This window comes from Rhizobium sp. GCM10022189 (genome assembly GCF_042656325.1).
Classification (GTDB): Bacteria; Pseudomonadota; Alphaproteobacteria; order Rhizobiales; family Rhizobiaceae; genus Rhizobium.
This window is the reverse complement of the sequence record NZ_JBHSOR010000040.1, coordinates 49151-64698: the sequence shown is the minus strand read 5'-3', so window position 1 is coordinate 64698 and position 15548 is coordinate 49151. Positions and strand designations below refer to the sequence as shown.

16 protein-coding genes are annotated in these 15548 nt (G+C 62.4%); 15 read left to right on the top strand and 1 reads right to left on the bottom strand.

Annotated elements, in window-relative coordinates; all coding sequences use genetic code 11:
- Positions 1 to 18: 18 nt before the first annotated feature.
- On the bottom strand, positions 19 to 900 hold the full coding sequence (locus ACFPWW_RS17925; protein ID WP_162706973.1) for an endonuclease/exonuclease/phosphatase family protein: 882 nt from the start codon (positions 898 to 900) through the stop codon (positions 19 to 21).
- A gap of 213 nt (positions 901 to 1113) precedes the next feature.
- On the opposite strand from ACFPWW_RS17925, the gene ACFPWW_RS17920 reads away from it, so the two are divergent.
- The 15 genes from ACFPWW_RS17920 (at position 1114) to phnC (ending at position 15496) form a co-directional block, all read left to right on the top strand.
- Positions 1114 to 2295 carry a PfkB family carbohydrate kinase gene (locus ACFPWW_RS17920; protein WP_377312771.1) on the top strand — a complete coding sequence of 394 codons (1182 nt, stop codon included), beginning with the start codon at positions 1114 to 1116 and terminating at the stop codon, positions 2293 to 2295.
- 222 nt (positions 2296 to 2517) lie between these two features.
- A complete protein-coding gene (locus ACFPWW_RS17915; RefSeq protein WP_377312770.1) occupies positions 2518 to 3849 on the top strand; it encodes an extracellular solute-binding protein in 1332 nt (443 codons plus the stop codon).
- A gap of 92 nt (positions 3850 to 3941) precedes the next feature.
- Positions 3942 to 4853: an ABC transporter permease subunit gene (locus ACFPWW_RS17910; RefSeq protein ID WP_377312769.1), complete on the top strand. Its 912-nt coding sequence runs from the start codon at positions 3942 to 3944 to the stop codon at positions 4851 to 4853.
- A complete protein-coding gene (locus tag ACFPWW_RS17905; protein ID WP_112704032.1) occupies positions 4850 to 5764 on the top strand; it encodes an ABC transporter permease subunit in 915 nt (304 codons plus the stop codon). The genes ACFPWW_RS17910 and ACFPWW_RS17905 overlap by 4 nt, the downstream gene beginning before the upstream one ends.
- 24 nt (positions 5765 to 5788) lie before the next feature.
- Positions 5789 to 6868: an ABC transporter ATP-binding protein gene (locus ACFPWW_RS17900; RefSeq protein WP_377312767.1), complete on the top strand. Its 1080-nt coding sequence runs from the start codon at positions 5789 to 5791 to the stop codon at positions 6866 to 6868.
- Between the two features lie 19 nt (positions 6869 to 6887).
- Complete coding sequence (locus ACFPWW_RS17895; protein WP_377312766.1) at positions 6888 to 7751, top strand: phosphodiesterase; 864 nt, start codon at positions 6888 to 6890, stop codon at positions 7749 to 7751.
- Between the two features lie 164 nt (positions 7752 to 7915).
- Positions 7916 to 8704, top strand: coding sequence for a phosphonate metabolism transcriptional regulator PhnF (phnF, locus tag ACFPWW_RS17890; RefSeq protein WP_377312765.1), 789 nt, complete (start codon positions 7916 to 7918; stop codon positions 8702 to 8704).
- A complete protein-coding gene (locus tag ACFPWW_RS17885) occupies positions 8697 to 9155 on the top strand; it encodes a phosphonate C-P lyase system protein PhnG (protein ID WP_377312763.1) in 459 nt (152 codons plus the stop codon). The genes phnF and ACFPWW_RS17885 overlap by 8 nt, the downstream gene beginning before the upstream one ends.
- The gene (gene phnH, locus ACFPWW_RS17880) at positions 9155 to 9700 is read left to right on the top strand and encodes a phosphonate C-P lyase system protein PhnH (RefSeq protein WP_112570693.1); all 546 of its coding nucleotides are present in this window, start codon (positions 9155 to 9157) and stop codon (positions 9698 to 9700) included. Before ACFPWW_RS17885 ends, phnH begins: the two co-directional genes overlap by 1 nt.
- Positions 9700 to 10797 (top strand): carbon-phosphorus lyase complex subunit PhnI, encoded by a 1098-nt coding sequence (locus ACFPWW_RS17875; protein WP_377312762.1) that lies wholly within the window; start codon positions 9700 to 9702, stop codon positions 10795 to 10797. Before phnH ends, ACFPWW_RS17875 begins: the two co-directional genes overlap by 1 nt.
- Positions 10794 to 11708: an alpha-D-ribose 1-methylphosphonate 5-phosphate C-P-lyase PhnJ gene (locus tag ACFPWW_RS17870; RefSeq protein WP_112570697.1), complete on the top strand. Its 915-nt coding sequence runs from the start codon at positions 10794 to 10796 to the stop codon at positions 11706 to 11708. The genes ACFPWW_RS17875 and ACFPWW_RS17870 overlap by 4 nt, the downstream gene beginning before the upstream one ends.
- Positions 11705 to 12538, top strand: coding sequence for an ATP-binding cassette domain-containing protein (locus ACFPWW_RS17865; protein WP_377312761.1), 834 nt, complete (start codon positions 11705 to 11707; stop codon positions 12536 to 12538). The genes ACFPWW_RS17870 and ACFPWW_RS17865 overlap by 4 nt, the downstream gene beginning before the upstream one ends.
- 21 nt (positions 12539 to 12559) lie before the next feature.
- Positions 12560 to 13300 carry a phosphonate C-P lyase system protein PhnL gene (locus ACFPWW_RS17860; RefSeq protein ID WP_377312802.1) on the top strand — a complete coding sequence of 247 codons (741 nt, stop codon included), beginning with the start codon at positions 12560 to 12562 and terminating at the stop codon, positions 13298 to 13300.
- Positions 13287 to 14459, top strand: a complete 1173-nt coding sequence (locus tag ACFPWW_RS17855; RefSeq protein WP_112704023.1) for an alpha-D-ribose 1-methylphosphonate 5-triphosphate diphosphatase — start codon at positions 13287 to 13289, stop codon at positions 14457 to 14459. Before ACFPWW_RS17860 ends, ACFPWW_RS17855 begins: the two co-directional genes overlap by 14 nt.
- Before the next feature lie 215 nt (positions 14460 to 14674).
- Entirely contained in the window at positions 14675 to 15496 is an 822-nt protein-coding gene (phnC, locus tag ACFPWW_RS17850; protein WP_112757492.1) for a phosphonate ABC transporter ATP-binding protein, read from the top strand.
- Positions 15497 to 15548 lie beyond the last annotated feature (52 nt).

Genomic DNA, 15548 nt, shown 5'->3' with positions numbered 1-15548 from the left:
ATATCGGCCCAGCAACAATCAAAGGTCGATATCGATACGCAGCGGCTGATGATCCGATCCGTCCGCACGTTCATCGACCCAGACCTTGCGGAGACGGCTCGAATACCACGTCGGCACGAAGCAATAGTCGATGCGGATGCCGCTTTTGGCGTCGAAGTCCCGGTAAAGCGTGTGCCCCTGATCTTCCGCGCCGCCTGCCGCGACGAAGGCATCGACAAAGCCGGAAGCATCCGGCAGCCTGCCATGCCAGCGGTTGACCGGACCGCACATCCATTCATATTCCGGCGATGTCGGCTCGAAGTTGAAATCGCCGAGCAGGATCGCTTCGCGCGGCATGTCGGGCAAAGCCGGTTCTTCCCGCCAGGAGGCGACGATCTCGCGCCCGCCAATTGCAGGGCCGTCATAGAAGGCGCGGTTGGAGATGCGAACCAGTTCCTGCAACTGGTCCATCCGGTAGCGGCTCGCCAAGTGGTCGAGATGGGTGGAATAGAAGCGGACCGGGCCGGCCGATGTTTCGATCAGCGCCTCGATCGCACCGCGCTGGATGGTGTGCGGACCGGGTGCGGTGAATTTCGGATACATGTGATTGCGTGTCGACAGGATCGGGTAGCGCGAAAGGATCATGTTGCCGAACTGACGGCGCTTGTAGTCGGTCGGGCGCCGGCCGGCAGCGTCCGAAACCTTGAGCACATCGACCGTCGGACCCCAGACGTAAAAATGATCGGGCAAGAGGCGCGCGATCTCGTCCGACTGGCTGACATTACCCGAACGGTCCCAATAATTCTCCACCTCCTGCAGGGCGATAATGTCGCTGTCCTTGACGGTTTCGACGATCCGTTCCAGATCGTAGCGATCATCACGGCCACGAGTGTATTGAATATTATAGGTGGTGATCAGCATGAAGCCTCGCATAAATTTGAGTTGCGCTACACCAAGAAAACGTTTCATTGTGTAGTCACGCGAGGGCTAATCCGCGAATATGAAATTTCCGACACGCTTCTATGATGATTGCATGAACCTTCAGTCCCACCCGACCACGATTTCCATCCCCCGCACTGGAACCGCAACTGCCGGAATGCGCGCCGCCCCGCTCTCCACGGACGTCATCACGCCATGAAAGCCCGCGCCACCATCAAGGATGTCGCCCGGCTGGCGCGCGTATCCGTCGGCACGGTGAGCCGTGTCGTCAACGGAAATCTTGCCGTGACAGAGCAGAACCGCCGCGCCGTCTTCGACGCGATCCAGCGGCTGGGATACAGGCCAAGCTCCGTCGCACGCTCCCTGGTCGGACAGACCGAACAGGCCCGCCGCGGCATCACGCTGCCACCCGACGCGCCGCGGCTGACGACGATCGGCTATGTCAGCATCGACCATTCCATTCTGACGGACGAGATGCCGCCGGCCGGCAGCCGCGTTTCCGCCCGGCTCATTCATCGCTCGGTCGGCGGGCCTGCCACGAATGTAGCGATTGCCGCCAGCCGCCTGGGCGGCGACTTTCCGGTCGCGGTCAACCTGATTTCTTCGCTCGGCGACGATCCCGAGAGCGATTGGGCGCTGGCGCAGCTGCTCGAATGCGGTCTTAATGTCGAGGCCGTCGAGCGTGTTGCCGGCGGGCGGCTGTCACGCAGCGTCATCATCGTGGAAACGGGCGGCCGGCGAACGATCCTCAACGAGCCGCTGTCATTGCCGGTGCCGCGCATTCGCGATTATCTGGGCGAGGCGGTTGCCAGGGGCGGACGCCACTGCCTGCATCTGGAAGGTTTCCGGGTAGGGTTGCTCGACGAATTGCGCCTGACCGGCGCGATGCGCCCCGAACTCGTGACGATCGACACGACCGGCCTGCCGGCGCATTGGCAGACTCCTGCCGCATTCGACGAGCTGCGCCGCGCCTGCGACTTCATTTTCATGAGCCGGCCCGCCGCGCGCCAGTTGCTGGGCGGACAGATAGACGAAGCCGCGCTCGTGGAAGCTCTGGCGAAGCGTGTCGAAGGTGATGGCGCCAGCGTGGTGCTGACCATGGGTGCCGTCGGCTCGGCGCTTATCCGGCCCGGCGTCGCGCCCATCATTGTGCCGGCGCTTGCGGTGGAGCCTGTCGATGTGACAGGCGCTGGCGATATCTTCGTCGGGGTGTTCCTCGCCGTCTACCTTAATAGCCGCAACGCGGAACTGGCGGCACGCTGGGCAGCGGTCGGCGCCTCCTATTCCATCGGCGCCGTCGGGGTGAACGCGGTCGAAATCACCGCCCAACTGGTAACACAGGGCCTGGCGGCTCTGACCGAATCCGCCGGATCCTGATCCCGCCTGCAAATTCCCCACCCTTTTTCTTCCCGCGCCACCACGCGGGAAGTCCCCAACATATTGCCGGCCGGTAGGCGATCCTCCCACCGACGGCTGAAACGTCACTAATCCTACACAAAGCCGTCACGCCGATGAAACGTTTCCACGATAGAAAATCGCACGTTATCGCGGGGCCAATCATTTTCCGGCTGCCGCATGAAACGAATTTTGGAGATAGGGATGTTCAAGACTGCTCTTATCGCAGCCACCACTCTTGCGGTGCTGTCCGGTGCTGCGCCCGCGAGCGCCAAGACCGAAATCAACATGTGGTTCGGCCTCTCGGGCCGTCTGCAGAAAGAAGTGCTTGCCCAGTGCGACCGCTTCAACCAGAGCCAGAACGACTACCACATCAACTGCACCCGCGAAGGCAGCTACGACGAAATCTTCCAGAAGGCGATGGCCGCCGTTCGCGCCGGCAACCAGCCCCACATCCTGCAGGTGGTCGATCGCGGCACCGGCACCATGATGCTCTCGGGCGCCGTCATTCCGGCCTATCAGCTGGTCGAAGAGACCGGCATCAAGGTCAACTGGGACGATTATTTCCCGGTTATCGGCAATTATTATGCCGGCCGCGACGGCAAGCTCTGGGCTTTCCCGTTCAACTCCTCGACCGCCATGGTTTATTACAACATCGATCAGCTGAAGGCTGCCGGTTACGACCGCTTCCCGGAGACTTGGGAAGACTTCGACAACCTGCTGGTGGCACTGCGCGACAAGGCCGGCTCGAAGTGCCCGGTCGCCTGGACGATCGATCTCTGGTCCGACATGGAGCAGTTCTCGGCGATCCACAACATTCCGGTCGCCACCGAGAATAACGGTTACGACGGCCTCGACGCCCAGTTCGAAATCAACAAGACGCTGTTCGTCAAGCATATGGAACGCCAGAAGCGCTGGTTCGATCAGGGTCTCGCCAAATACGATCCGAACGTCGATACCCGGCGCGACATGTTCGTCAACGGCCAGTGCGCGATCTTCTTCGATTCGATCGCCGGCTTCACCACGACCGATGAGCTGGCTCGTCCGAAGGGTACGCACTGGACGGTTGCCCAGCTGCCGCACAACAAGGACGTAACGCCGATCAACAGCCTCGTCGGTGGCGCCGCATTGTGGACGATGAAGGGCTTCTCCAAGGAAGAATACAAGGCCGTCGCCGCCTTCTACCAGTTCATCGCCCAGCCGGAGCAGCAGAAGCTCTGGTCCGACGGCACCGGCTATATCCCGGTCACCAAGTCGGCCTATAACGACCTCGTTGCGTCAGGCTATTACCAGCAGGACGGCAAGGTCAACCGCGACCTCGCCGTCAAGAGCCTGACCCGCGCAACGCCGACGCCGCTCTCCAAGGGCGTTCGCCTCGGCAACTACGTCGAAATCCGCAACATCATCACCGAAGAGATCCAGAAGGCCCTCAACAACCAGGTGACGATGCAGCAGGCTCTCGACGCCGCGACCGAGCGCGGCAACCAGCTGCTCAAGCGCTTCGCCGATACCTATCAGGGCGCCAAGCTGCCCTGATCGGCAGACCTGCCTCTACCTGACGACGCCAATCCGGATTGCGCCAGCGCCCCGGATTGGCTCCCCGATGTCCCATCGCCCGAGCATTGCGCATGATCAAACGCGTCATCTTCGAAGACCGGTGGCTGCCCTATCTGCTGATAGCGCCGCAACTGCTGATCATCTTCGTGTTCTTCTACTGGCCGACCGGCCAGGCCCTTTTCTGGTCCTTCACGCTGGAACCGCCGTTCGGCGGCGACGCCGTCTGGGTCGGCCTGCGCAACATTGCCGAAATCCTCGCCAGCCCTGTCTATCACACTGCCATTCGCAACACGCTGATCATGTCGGTATCGACCACGACCATCTCGCTGGGCCTCGGGCTGATCTTTGCAGTCTTCGCCGACCGGGGCCTGCGCGGCACGATCTTCTACAAGACCGCGATCATGTGGCCCTACGCGGTCGCAGCCCCCGTCGCAGCCGTCGCCTGGCAGTATATTTTCCAGCCGCAGATCGGCTTCATCGGCATCCTGAACCAATGGTATCCGGGCCTCTGGAACCCCTCGCTCAGCGGCATCGACGCCCTGGTCATGGTCGTCATCGCTTCGAGCTGGACCTCGATCACCTTCAATTTCGTCTTCTTCCTGGCCGGCCTGCAGGCCATTCCGAACAACCTCGTCGAGGCCGCCGCCATGGACGGCGCCGGACCGGTAAGGCGCTTCTTCGATCTCGTCTTCCCGCTGATCTCGCCGACCTTCTTCCTGCTTCTGGTGCTCAACGTCGCGACCTCCTTCACCGAGGGCTTCGGCATCATCAACGTCATGACCCAGGGCGGCCCGGGCAATGCCACCCAGACCATGGTCTACAAGATCTACAAGGACGGTTTCATCGGGCTCGACCTTTCCTCGTCCTCGGCCCAATCGCTGATCCTGATGCTGCTGGTCATCTCCGTCACCCTCCTTCAGTTCCGCTTCGTCGAGCGCAAGGTTCACTACGCCGGCTCCGACAAGGGGGAGGCCGGCGAATGATCGAAAAGACACCGATCCTGAATACCGTCACGCACGCGATCATGATCGGCGGAGCGGCTCTCATGTGCTTCCCGATCTACGTATCGTTCATCACCGCGACGCTGCCGCTCGAACGCATGGCGGAGATCCCGAGGCCGCTGCTGCCGAGCGACCACCTGCTGGTCAACATGGCGGCCGCCTGGGAGCGAGGCGGCTTCTCGACGCTTTACATGAACTCGCTGATTTCGGCCGTGACGATCATGGTCGGCAAGATCGTGATCGCGATGATCACCGCCTTCAGCCTCGTTTATTTCCGCTTCCGCTTCCGCGGCGTGGCCTTCTGGATGATCTTCATCACGCTGATGCTGCCGCTCGAGGTACGCATCGTTCCGACCTACGAGGTCGCCTCGAACGTGCTCCTGCCCTTCCAGAAAATCATGGAATGGACCGGCATCGTCTGGCTGGTGAAGGCGGCATCCGGCATCCGCATCGATCTCAATCTCAGCCTCATCAACACCTATGCCGGACTGACCCTGCCGCTGATTGCGACCGCGACGGGCACCTTCCTGTTCCGCCAGTTCTTCCTGACCATTCCGGACGAACTGACCGAAGCGGCCAAGATGGACGGGTCGGGCGCCCTGCGCTTCCTCTGGGATATCCTGCTACCGCTGTCGCGGACGAATATCGCAGCGCTGGCCGTGATCATGTTCGTCTTCGGCTGGAACCAGTATCTCTGGCCGCTTCTCGTCACATCAGGCCCGGCATACCGCACGCTCACCATCGGCCTCACCTTCATGCAGCCCGGCGCCGATGGCGCCAACGACTGGAACGTCATCCTGGCCGGGGCGCTGCTCGTGATGATGCCGCCCGTCGCAGTCGTGATCTTCGCCCAGCGATGGTTCGTCAAGGGCCTGGTCAACTCGGAAAAATAGGCCGCGCGCAAGGATCGATTTCAAATGTCCGAAATAGAATTCACCAACGTCACCAAGTCGTTCGGCACGACACAGGTACTTCACGACCTCAGCCTGTCGATCGAGCGCGGCGCCTTCGCCGTCATCCTCGGCCCGTCGGGCTGCGGCAAGTCCACCCTGCTCAGAATGCTCGCCGGCCTCGAAAGGGTTTCGACCGGCAAGATCTCGATTGCCGGCCGGCAGGTCGAGGAATTGCAGCCGCGCGAGCGCGACGTCGCCATGGTGTTCCAGAACTATGCGCTGTATCCGCATATGTCGGTCGCCCAGAACCTCGGTTATTCGCTGACGGTTTCAGGCGTGAAGCGCGCCGAGATCGACCGTCGCGTCGCCGAAGTCGCCCAGGTGCTGCAGCTTGAGGACTATCTGAAGCGCAAGCCCGGTCAGCTCTCCGGCGGCCAGCGTCAGCGTGTCGCCATGGGCCGCGCCATCATCCGCGAACCGAAAGTGTTCCTGTTCGACGAGCCGCTGTCGAACCTCGACGCCAAGCTGCGCACCCAGATGCGGCTCGAAATCAAGCGCCTGCACCGCCGCCAGGGCGTCACCAGCCTGTTCGTCACCCACGACCAGATCGAGGCGATGACGCTCGCCGATGTCCTGATCGTCATGAACAAGGGCCGGATCGAGCAGATGGGCCGACCGGCCGACATTTATGAGAAGCCGGCAAGCGCCTTCGTCGCAAGCTTCCTCGGTTCGCCGCCGATGAACCTCATTCCGGCCGTCGTCGATGGCGACAGCCGCGGCATCGTACTCGGCGGCGACATCAAGGTTCCGCTCGAGCGTGTGCTGCCGGTCGCGCCGGGCACGGAAATCGTTGCCGGAATCCGACCCGAGCACATGCAGGTCGGCGCGGGAGCGAACCTTCCGGTCGAATTCGTCGAGGAACTCGGCAATGGCCGGCAGGTCCATCTGCGCATCGGCCAGACCGCATTGTCGGCGCTGCTGCCTGCAACCGACAAGCGGGCCGTCGGCCAGGCGCTGACGGTGAACCTGCCGTCAGAACATCTTCATTTCTTCGGCCGCGACGGCCGCCTCATCGAAACGCAGCCGGCCAGCGCAGCCGCATAAATATCCCCAGGAGACAGACATGCCGAAATTCATCCAGCTGACCGACGTTCACCTCATGCCGCCCGGCAGCTCGCTCCTCGATACAGACCCGGAAGTGCGCCTGCGCCTGGCGCTGCGCGATATCAGCGCCCACCAGCCCGATGCCGACTGGCTGATCTTCACCGGCGATCTCGCCCATCACGGCGAGGCCGAGGCCTATGCTCTGCTGCGCGACATTCTCGATCAGGAAACGACCATTCCCTACCGCCTGATGATCGGCAATCACGACAATCGCGACACGTTCCGATCTGTCTTCCCCGACCAGCCGGTCGATGAAAACGGCTTCGTGCAGTCGGTGATCGACTACGACAGCTGCCGGCTCATCATGCTCGACACGATCGAACACGGCAAACATAGCGGTCATATGGACGCCGCCCGCCTTGCCTGGCTCGAAAGGCGGCTTGCCGAAGCGAGCGACCGGCCGGTCTATCTCTTCTTCCACCATCCGCCCTTCCGCATCGGCATGAACGGCGTCGACAATATCCGCATGGTCGACGACGAGGCGCTGTTGACCGTGCTGAAGACACATCCGGCGATCCGGCATATGTATTTCGGCCACGTCCACCGGCCGATCGCCGGCTCCTGGCACGGTATTCCGATGTCCATGTGCTACGGCCTCAACCACCAGGCCGCACTGAACCTCGGCGATTCCCGCCACCGCGACCGCGTCGGCCCGGCAGAATATGCCGTCACGCTGATCGACGGCCCCTCGACCGTCGTCCATTTCCACGACTTCCTCTACCTCTACCCGGAAATCGTCACACCCGGCATGGACGGCAGCGGCGGCTTCAAGCGGACGATGCGGACGGGCGCAGTACCGAGCCAGGCGATGCCGGAAAATTAAGTTCGGCCAGCTGGGGCATCAGCGGCAGCCGAACTTTGTCACCTGCCGGCCGGCAAGCCGGCAGGTGACATTTCTTTTGTGCCCAATTTTGCGTCGCCCTACACAAAAGCGTCACCGACAACGGCTATGTTTATGTCATCCGAATGAATTTTGGATTCATCCGAATGACAGACGAAAAACATCCGATCGACATGAAATCGCGCTCCGGCCAGTGGCAGATCGTCGAGCGACAGATCAACCGGGATATCGCCTCGGGCGCGCTTGCGCCGGGAAGCCGCCTGCCGACGGAATCCGAGATCATGGAGCGGTTCAAGGTCGGCCGCCACAGCGTGCGGCGGGCGATCGCCGAACTGGCATCCGCCGGCAAGGTGCGGGTCGAGCAGGGCCGCGGCACCTTCGTGGAAGAGCACTCCGTCATCACCTACAATATTGCCCGGCGAACGCGCTTCCGCAAAAACCTGCTGGAACAGGGGCGCGTGCCTTCCGGGCAGCCGGTGTCGGAATCCGAGATTGTCGCACCGCCCGGCATCGCCGCTGCGTTAAAGCTTCCCGAGGGCGCCAAGGTCTACATGATCGCCCGGCGGGGTTTTGCCGATGACGTGCCGATCAGCCTCAGCCACTCCTATCATCCGGTGGAGCGGTTTCCGAACATGCATCTGCGCCGCCGCGCGGGTGAATCCGTCACCAGCATCTACGCTGCCTTCGGCATCCCCGACTATGTCAGGCAGAGCACCATGATCCTCACCCGCCGGGCGATCGGCGACGAGGCGCAGCTTCTCGCCCAATCGCCACAGCAGCCGGTGCTCGTCGTCCAGAAGACCGACGTCGACATGGAAGGCCGGCCGATCGCCTATTCCGAGACCGTCTGGGCCGGAGAGCGCGTGCAATTCAGCATTGACAACGAGCCGGAGGATCGCGCGGCGACACCGGCGAAAGGACAGGACGATGAATGACACCATGGAAGCCGGCGCGCCCCCTGCCAGCTTCAGCCATGCAAGCATGCTCGACATACTTGCCAGGGCCGATGCCAAGGGAATCAAGGCCATCGCAGAGGATCTCCTCGACGAACTCGGAGCGGTTGAGGTTCTCGTCAACCGCACCGGCCTTGCGATGCTCCCCTATACCGACACCGTGCAGAACACAGCCTTCCATCTCGGCGAGGTGCTGATGGCCGAAGCTCACATTCGTCTGGCCGATCATGGCGTCGAAGGCTACGGCGCCGTCGTCGGGCGCGATCTCGAACATGCGATGGCGATGGCCGTCATCGATGCAAGCTTTGCAGGCGGTATCGGCAAAACGGGAATCGAGAAATTCCTGACGAGCGAACAGCGCCGCCAGATGCAGGACGACGATGTCAGGCTGCGCAAGGTCGAAGCGACGCGCGTGCGGATGGAGACCTTCTGATGAGCCAGGCCCTGCTTCTTCCGACTGCCGAAGACATGCGCACCAATGCCACCTTCGATGCGTTGATGTGGGCGCTCGCGCGCCCCGGCCGTGTCCAGCCCCTGCCCTTTCCGGGCCTGTTTGCGCTCGCCGAAAGCCTGCTCGACCGCGAATGCAGTTTCTTTTGCTCCAATGAGGCGTTGAAGGCCGATATCGCCAGGACCGGCGCCAATGCCGTTGCGTTGGACGAAGCCGAATATGTCTTCGCGTCTGTCGGCAACCAGGCGGACCTGTTTGCACTTTCGACAATGCTGAGCGGCAACCTGCTCTATCCCGACGCCTCGGCGACGATTTTCGCTGAGGCACAGATCGGCAGCGGAACAGGGCTTCGCCTGACCGGCCCCGGCATCAACGGCGCCCTCGATATCGCGATCGGCGGCGTGCATCCGGATTTCTGGGCGCTGCGGGCCGAAATCATCCGCTATCCCCTCGGCTGGGACATCTACCTCGCCGATGGCGCAAGCCTGATCGGCATTCCCCGCTCCACCAAGATTGAGGTGCTCTGATGGCCTATGTTGCGACACGTGGCGGCGAACACGCCATCGAACAATCCGAGCGTCTCTACCGCGAAGAGCTCGGACAGATCGACAAGGCCCGCATCGAGGCGATCGGCGAGAGCCTGCCCTACCTCGTCGATCGCGTCATGGGCGAGGCCTCGCTCTACGCGCCTGAGCTTGCCGCATTGGCGCTCGCCCAATCCGGCGGCGACCTCTACGAGGCGGTGCTGCTGCTGCGTGCCTACCGCACGACGCAGCCACGCCTGACGATCGCCGAGCCGGTTCGCCAGCAGGATCTCTTTACCGTCAGGCGTATTTCGGCAGCCTTCAAGGACATTCCGGGGGGGCAGATCCTCGGACCGACGCTCGACTACTCGCATCGGATGCTGAATGTCGGCGTGCTCGATGGCGCGACTTTCGTCCCCGAACCCGTGGAATCGGCAGACAAGCCGGCACCCGCCACGCAGCCGTCCCTCACGGACTGGCAGAAGGCGCAGGGCCTGATCGCCGAGACGCCAGCGGAAGACCTCCCGCTCGACGAGATCCCCGACGTGACGCGCGAGCCGCTGCTCTTCCCGGCAAGCCGCGCCCACAAGCTGCAGAGCCTCGCACGTGCCGATACGGGCGGGACGCTGGCGCTCGGCTATTCGACCATGCGCGGTTATGGCAGCGTGCATCCGACCGTCAACGAGCTCAGGCTCGGAGAGGCCGAGGTCCGTGTCCGCCATCCGCGCGGCACGCTCTTCAGCGCCGGTCGCGTGCGCGTCAGCCAGAGCGAGATCATCTCCAAGAGCAAGGGGCTGGAGCTCGGTTTTTCGGCCACCTTCGGCTGGAACGAGGTGAAGGTGATCGCAGCCGCCTCGCTCGATCTCGCCTCCAATCAGCCCAATCCGCATCCGGCCTCGAACGAGGAGTTCGTTCTCTATCACACCGAGCCGGTCGAAAGCTCGGGCTTCTGCATCCACTTCAAGCTGCCGCATTACGTGACCTTCCAGTCGAGCCTCGATGCGATCAGGCGCGTGAAGGCCGACAAGGCAGCCAACAGACCCGGCGCGCCCGAGAGCGGCGCGGTCCAACAGGCCGAACTCGAAAAGGCAATGCCGTGAAACTCGATCAACTGACCAAACCCTGGGCGGCCTTCAGCTACGGCTTCCTGGATGAATCCGCCAAGCGCGAGATGCGTCGCCGCATCCTCAAAGCCATCGCCATTCCTGGCTATCAGGTACCCTATGCCAGCCGCGAGGTGCCGATTGCCCGTGGCTGGGGAACCGGCGGCCTGCAGGTGACGCTGACGCTCCTGAAACCGACCTCGGTCGTCAAGGTCATCGACCAGGGCGCCGACGATTCCGTCAATGCCAGTAGCATCCGCAAATTCCTGCGCCGTGTCAGCTCGGCCCGGGAGACGCTGGATACGCTGGAGGCCGACATCATCCAGTCGCGCCACCGCATTCCCGAAGAGAAGCTGCGCGAGAACCAGATCCTTGTGCTGCAGGTTCCCAATCCCGAGCCGCTGCGGCCGGTCCAGCCGGACATGTCGGAAGCCCGCGTCATGCATGGCGACGCCGATTATGGTCAGCTCTGGCTTACGCTTTACGAACAGCTCGTGCGCTCGGGCCGCATCATGCAGGGCTCCAGCTATCCGAGCATGGTCAATGGCCGCCATGTGATGACGCCGTCGCCGATCCCGCGCTGGGACGTGCCGAAGATGAATCTGGCGGCAAACCTCACCATCCTGTCGGCCGGCCGCGAAAAGCGCATTCATGCCGTACCGCCCTATACGCGCGTCGAGCCGCTCGTCTTCGACGATGTGCCCTACCGGGTCGAGGACCATGCTGACAAGATTTGTCACCGCAGCGGCGTAACAGGCTACTTCATGAACGAGCTGCCGCAGGACGATGGCTCATCCGCCTTCGAGGTCTCCGACAGCCAGTACGGCGTCAAACATATCCGCAAGCGGGACGGCGAAGCCGTTGCTATCGGTGAAACTTACTACAAGCAGGGCAGGATCGAGCAATGAGCGCCGCAAGTCTTTCCGCCCCCAATCCTTCTGCCCCGGTCCGTCAGCCGCCGCGGCTGATGCTGTCCTCACCGATCCTGACGATGAACGGCATCCGCAAGAGCTTTGGCGAGGTTCAAGCGCTGCGCGGCGTCGATGTCACCGTCTATCCCGGCGAAGTGCTCGGCATTGTCGGCGAATCCGGCTCCGGCAAATCGACGCTGCTTCGGATGATGAACCTCGAAGACAGGCCGGATGAGGGGCAATACCGGCTGGCGCTGCCCGGTCGCGAGGATCTGAACCTCTTCACGCTCGACCGTTTCGAACGGCGCATGCTGCGGGCGCGCCATATCGGCATCGTCTACCAGAGCCCGCATCTTGGCCTGAGGATGAACCACACGAGCAGCGGCAATGTCGCCGAGCGGCTGCTGATTGCCGGCGAGCGGAATTTCGCGACACTTCGCGCCCGCGCCAGGGGCGCGCTCGACGCTTCGGAATTTCCGGTCCAGCGCATGGACGCCCGTCCCGCGGAACTTTCCGGTGGCATGCAGCAGCGCGTGCAGCTTGCCAAGGCCATCGCGCTTGAACCGGCACTTCTGCTTCTCGACGAGCCGACGACGGGGCTCGACGTCAGCGTCCAGGCGCTGGTGCTCGACACGCTGAAGCGGCTGCAGCGCGAGCGCCGCATCACCATCGTCATCGTCTCGCATGATCTCGGTGTTATCCGCACGATGGCGGACCGGGTGATGGTGATGCGCAACGGCGAAGCCGTCGAAGAGGGCCTCGCCGACCAGATCTTCCAGGACCCGCAGCATGCATATACCCAGCAGCTCGTGCATGCGAAGCTTTGACAGGAGAGCCATCAGGTGAACATGCACACACATCCTGCGGCTTCCGCACAAACGATCCTCTCCGTTCAGGGCCTCGCCAAGCATTTCGAGATGCATCATCTCAAGCGCACGCTGCACGCCTTCGACAAGGTCGATTTCGAGCTGCGCGAAGGCGAATTCATCTTGCTGACGGGCGAAAACGGCGCCGGCAAATCGACGCTGCTGCGTACGCTCTACCGCTCCTACGTACCGCGGGCCGGGCATGCCTATTACCATACACGCGAAGGCATCATCGATCTGACGGTCGCAGCCGATGTCGATATCGCCCTTCTGCGCAAGCGGGAAATCGGCTTCGTGACGCAGTTCCTGCAGGCCCGCCCGCGTGTCGCGGCCGAGGAGCTGGTCGCCGAGCCGCTGCGGCTTGCCGGCCGGCCCTACCACGAGGCGATCGAAGAGGCCCGCCGCTGGCTCTCCGCCTTCGGCGTCAAGCCGGGGCTCTGGGCCGCCTACCCTTCCACCTTCTCCGGCGGTGAGCAGCAGAAGGTCAATCTGGCGCGCGCCCTCATCCTGCCGCAGCGGCTTCTCTTCCTCGACGAGCCGACCGCCTCGCTGGACAAGAATGCGCGTCGTGCGCTCGTTACCCGCCTTGCCGAACTGAAGGCTGCAGGCGTGGCAATGATCGGCGTCTTTCATCACCCCGACGATGTCGCGGATCTCATCGACCGCGAAATCAGCCTTCAAACCCGACAGATCCAGGATGGAGCAGAGAATGTGGTTGAGTGATTTCGAAATCGTGCTGCGCGATAGGGTCGTATCGCGCGGTGCCGTCAGGATCGAAGACGGCGTGATCGCCGAGATCAGGGAGGCGCCCGTCGCTGCGGCGGATATTTCCGGCGACGGCAGACTGCTGCTTCCGGGCTTCATCGACATGCATGGCGACATGATCGAGCGCGAGATCGAGCCGCGTCCGAATGTGCGCTTTCCGCTGGAACTCGGCATTTTCGAGCTCGACAAGAAGCTTGCCGGCAACGGTATCACGACCGCCTATGCGGCACTCTCCTTTCATGCCAACAGCAGCTACGGCCACATCCGCTCGGAGGAGCATTCGCGCTCGATCATCCAGACGCTCGTCGAACTGCGGAAAAACGATCTTCTGATCGATCACAGGGTTCATGCACGGTTCGAGATTACCTTCACCCATGCGCGCGCCGTCATCGAAGACCTGCTGCGGGCCGGCGCGCTGGATCTCGTCTCGCTGATGGATCACACGCCGGGCCAGGGCCAGTACCGGGACGTCGAACGGCATATCGAGACCATCGCCCGCAACAACAAGATCACGCTGGAGCAGGCTGCCCATCGCGTTCGCGAACGCATGGAGAACCGTGCCCAGAACAATGACGCGATCGACAATCTTGAAGGCATTGCCGCGACTGCCCGCGACCATGGCGTCATCATCGCCTCCCATGATGACGACAGTGTCGAGAAAGTGGCCATCGTCGAAGGGCTCGGCGCGCGCATCAGCGAGTTTCCGGTGACGATGGCTGCCGCACAGGAGGCGCGCAAATTCGGGCTGGCAACCGCCATGGGCGCACCGAATGCTCTTCGCGGTCTGTCCTATTCGGGCAATCTCTCCGCACGTGAAGCTTACGAGCGCGGCGTTCTCGATATTCTTGCCAGCGATTATCATCCTTCGGCCATGCTGCCCGCCATCATCGCGCTTGCGGACGCTGGCCCCGGCGGATTGCCGGCTTCTGCGGCGCTGGTGAGCGCCAACCCGGCGGCCGCACTCGGGCTTACGGACCGCGGCGCGATCGAGATCGGACTGCGCGCCGACCTCGTGATAGCCGAGCGCGGGCGCCTTCCGCGGGTACGAGCCACGTTCAGCCAAGGCAGGCAAGTCTATTCCGACGGGATCATCGGGCGATTCCAGCAGGCTGCGTGAGCGATTTGGCGCAGAGAAGCGGGATACGCCCCGCCGGCAAAATACATCCGGAAATTCCGGATGTATTACTTGATAAAAGCGCCGCAAATTGCCGGAAATATTGGAGAATTACTTAATAAAATTGTCATAGTGAGGTGTTATTTTATATTTATAGGATGATACCTAAATATAATTCAGCTTCATCTTCGGCACTTCTGGCAAGCGGAGGTCTTCCGGTGCTTGAACTTCACTCTCTGAAGAAGAATTTCGGCCAAACACACGCAGTCGACGACGTAAATCTGTCGATCGCTGCCGGGCAAATGGTCGGCATCATCGGCCGCAGCGGCGCCGGCAAATCAACCTTGCTGCGGCTTATCAACCGTCTGCTCGAGCCGACATCCGGCACGATCATGTTCGAGGGCAAGGACATTACCCGGCTGCGCGGCCGCGAGCTGCGTCTGTGGCGCGCCTCCTGCGCCATGGTGTTTCAACAGTTCAATCTGGTGGAACGCATGGATGTGCTGACGAATGTGCTGATCGGCCGCGTCGCCCGGCACGGCTTCTTCTCCTCCATGCTGCGTCGCTTCACGGACGAGGAAAAGGCCATGGCCATTCGCGCGCTCGACCGGCTCGATCTCGTGCCGCAAGCGCTGCAGCGGGCCGGCACACTCTCGGGCGGACAGCAGCAGCGTGTCGCCATCGCCAAGGCCCTGGTACAGAATCCGAAGATCATGCTTGCCGACGAGCCGATCGCCTCGCTCGACCCGGCCAATGCGACGCGCGTCATGGAGGCCCTGCGCAAGATCAACCGTGAGGACGGCATTACCGTCCTCGTCAATCTTCATACGCTCGATACTGCCCGCAACTATTGCGAACGCATCATCGCCATGCGGGCCGGGCGGGTGCGTTTTGACGGCGCACCGGCGGATCTGACCCAGGAACGGGTCCGCGAAATCTACGGCACTGACGATTTCGACGCGGAGATCGACGAGGCCGTGACATCCACCTCATTCAACACAGGTCGCACCGCAAAAGAGAAGGTCTACCTGGCCGTATGAGTTTCACCCGCGGCCCCGCCAGGCCACGGGCATTTTTGCAACAGGAGAGTTG

Coding starts and splice junctions, on each gene's coding strand:
- ACFPWW_RS17925 (WP_162706973.1), bottom strand. CDS start 900: ATGCTGATCACCACCTATAATATTCAATACACTCGTGGCCGTGATGAT.
- ACFPWW_RS17920 (WP_377312771.1), top strand. CDS start 1,114: ATGAAAGCCCGCGCCACCATCAAGGATGTCGCCCGGCTGGCGCGCGTA.
- ACFPWW_RS17915 (WP_377312770.1), top strand. CDS start 2,518: ATGTTCAAGACTGCTCTTATCGCAGCCACCACTCTTGCGGTGCTGTCC.
- ACFPWW_RS17910 (WP_377312769.1), top strand. CDS start 3,942: ATGATCAAACGCGTCATCTTCGAAGACCGGTGGCTGCCCTATCTGCTG.
- ACFPWW_RS17905 (WP_112704032.1), top strand. CDS start 4,850: ATGATCGAAAAGACACCGATCCTGAATACCGTCACGCACGCGATCATG.
- ACFPWW_RS17900 (WP_377312767.1), top strand. CDS start 5,789: ATGTCCGAAATAGAATTCACCAACGTCACCAAGTCGTTCGGCACGACA.
- ACFPWW_RS17895 (WP_377312766.1), top strand. CDS start 6,888: ATGCCGAAATTCATCCAGCTGACCGACGTTCACCTCATGCCGCCCGGC.
- phnF (WP_377312765.1), top strand. CDS start 7,916: ATGACAGACGAAAAACATCCGATCGACATGAAATCGCGCTCCGGCCAG.
- ACFPWW_RS17885 (WP_377312763.1), top strand. CDS start 8,697: ATGAATGACACCATGGAAGCCGGCGCGCCCCCTGCCAGCTTCAGCCAT.
- phnH (WP_112570693.1), top strand. CDS start 9,155: ATGAGCCAGGCCCTGCTTCTTCCGACTGCCGAAGACATGCGCACCAAT.
- ACFPWW_RS17875 (WP_377312762.1), top strand. CDS start 9,700: ATGGCCTATGTTGCGACACGTGGCGGCGAACACGCCATCGAACAATCC.
- ACFPWW_RS17865 (WP_377312761.1), top strand. CDS start 11,705: ATGAGCGCCGCAAGTCTTTCCGCCCCCAATCCTTCTGCCCCGGTCCGT.
- ACFPWW_RS17860 (WP_377312802.1), top strand. CDS start 12,560: ATGCACACACATCCTGCGGCTTCCGCACAAACGATCCTCTCCGTTCAG.
- ACFPWW_RS17855 (WP_112704023.1), top strand. CDS start 13,287: ATGTGGTTGAGTGATTTCGAAATCGTGCTGCGCGATAGGGTCGTATCG.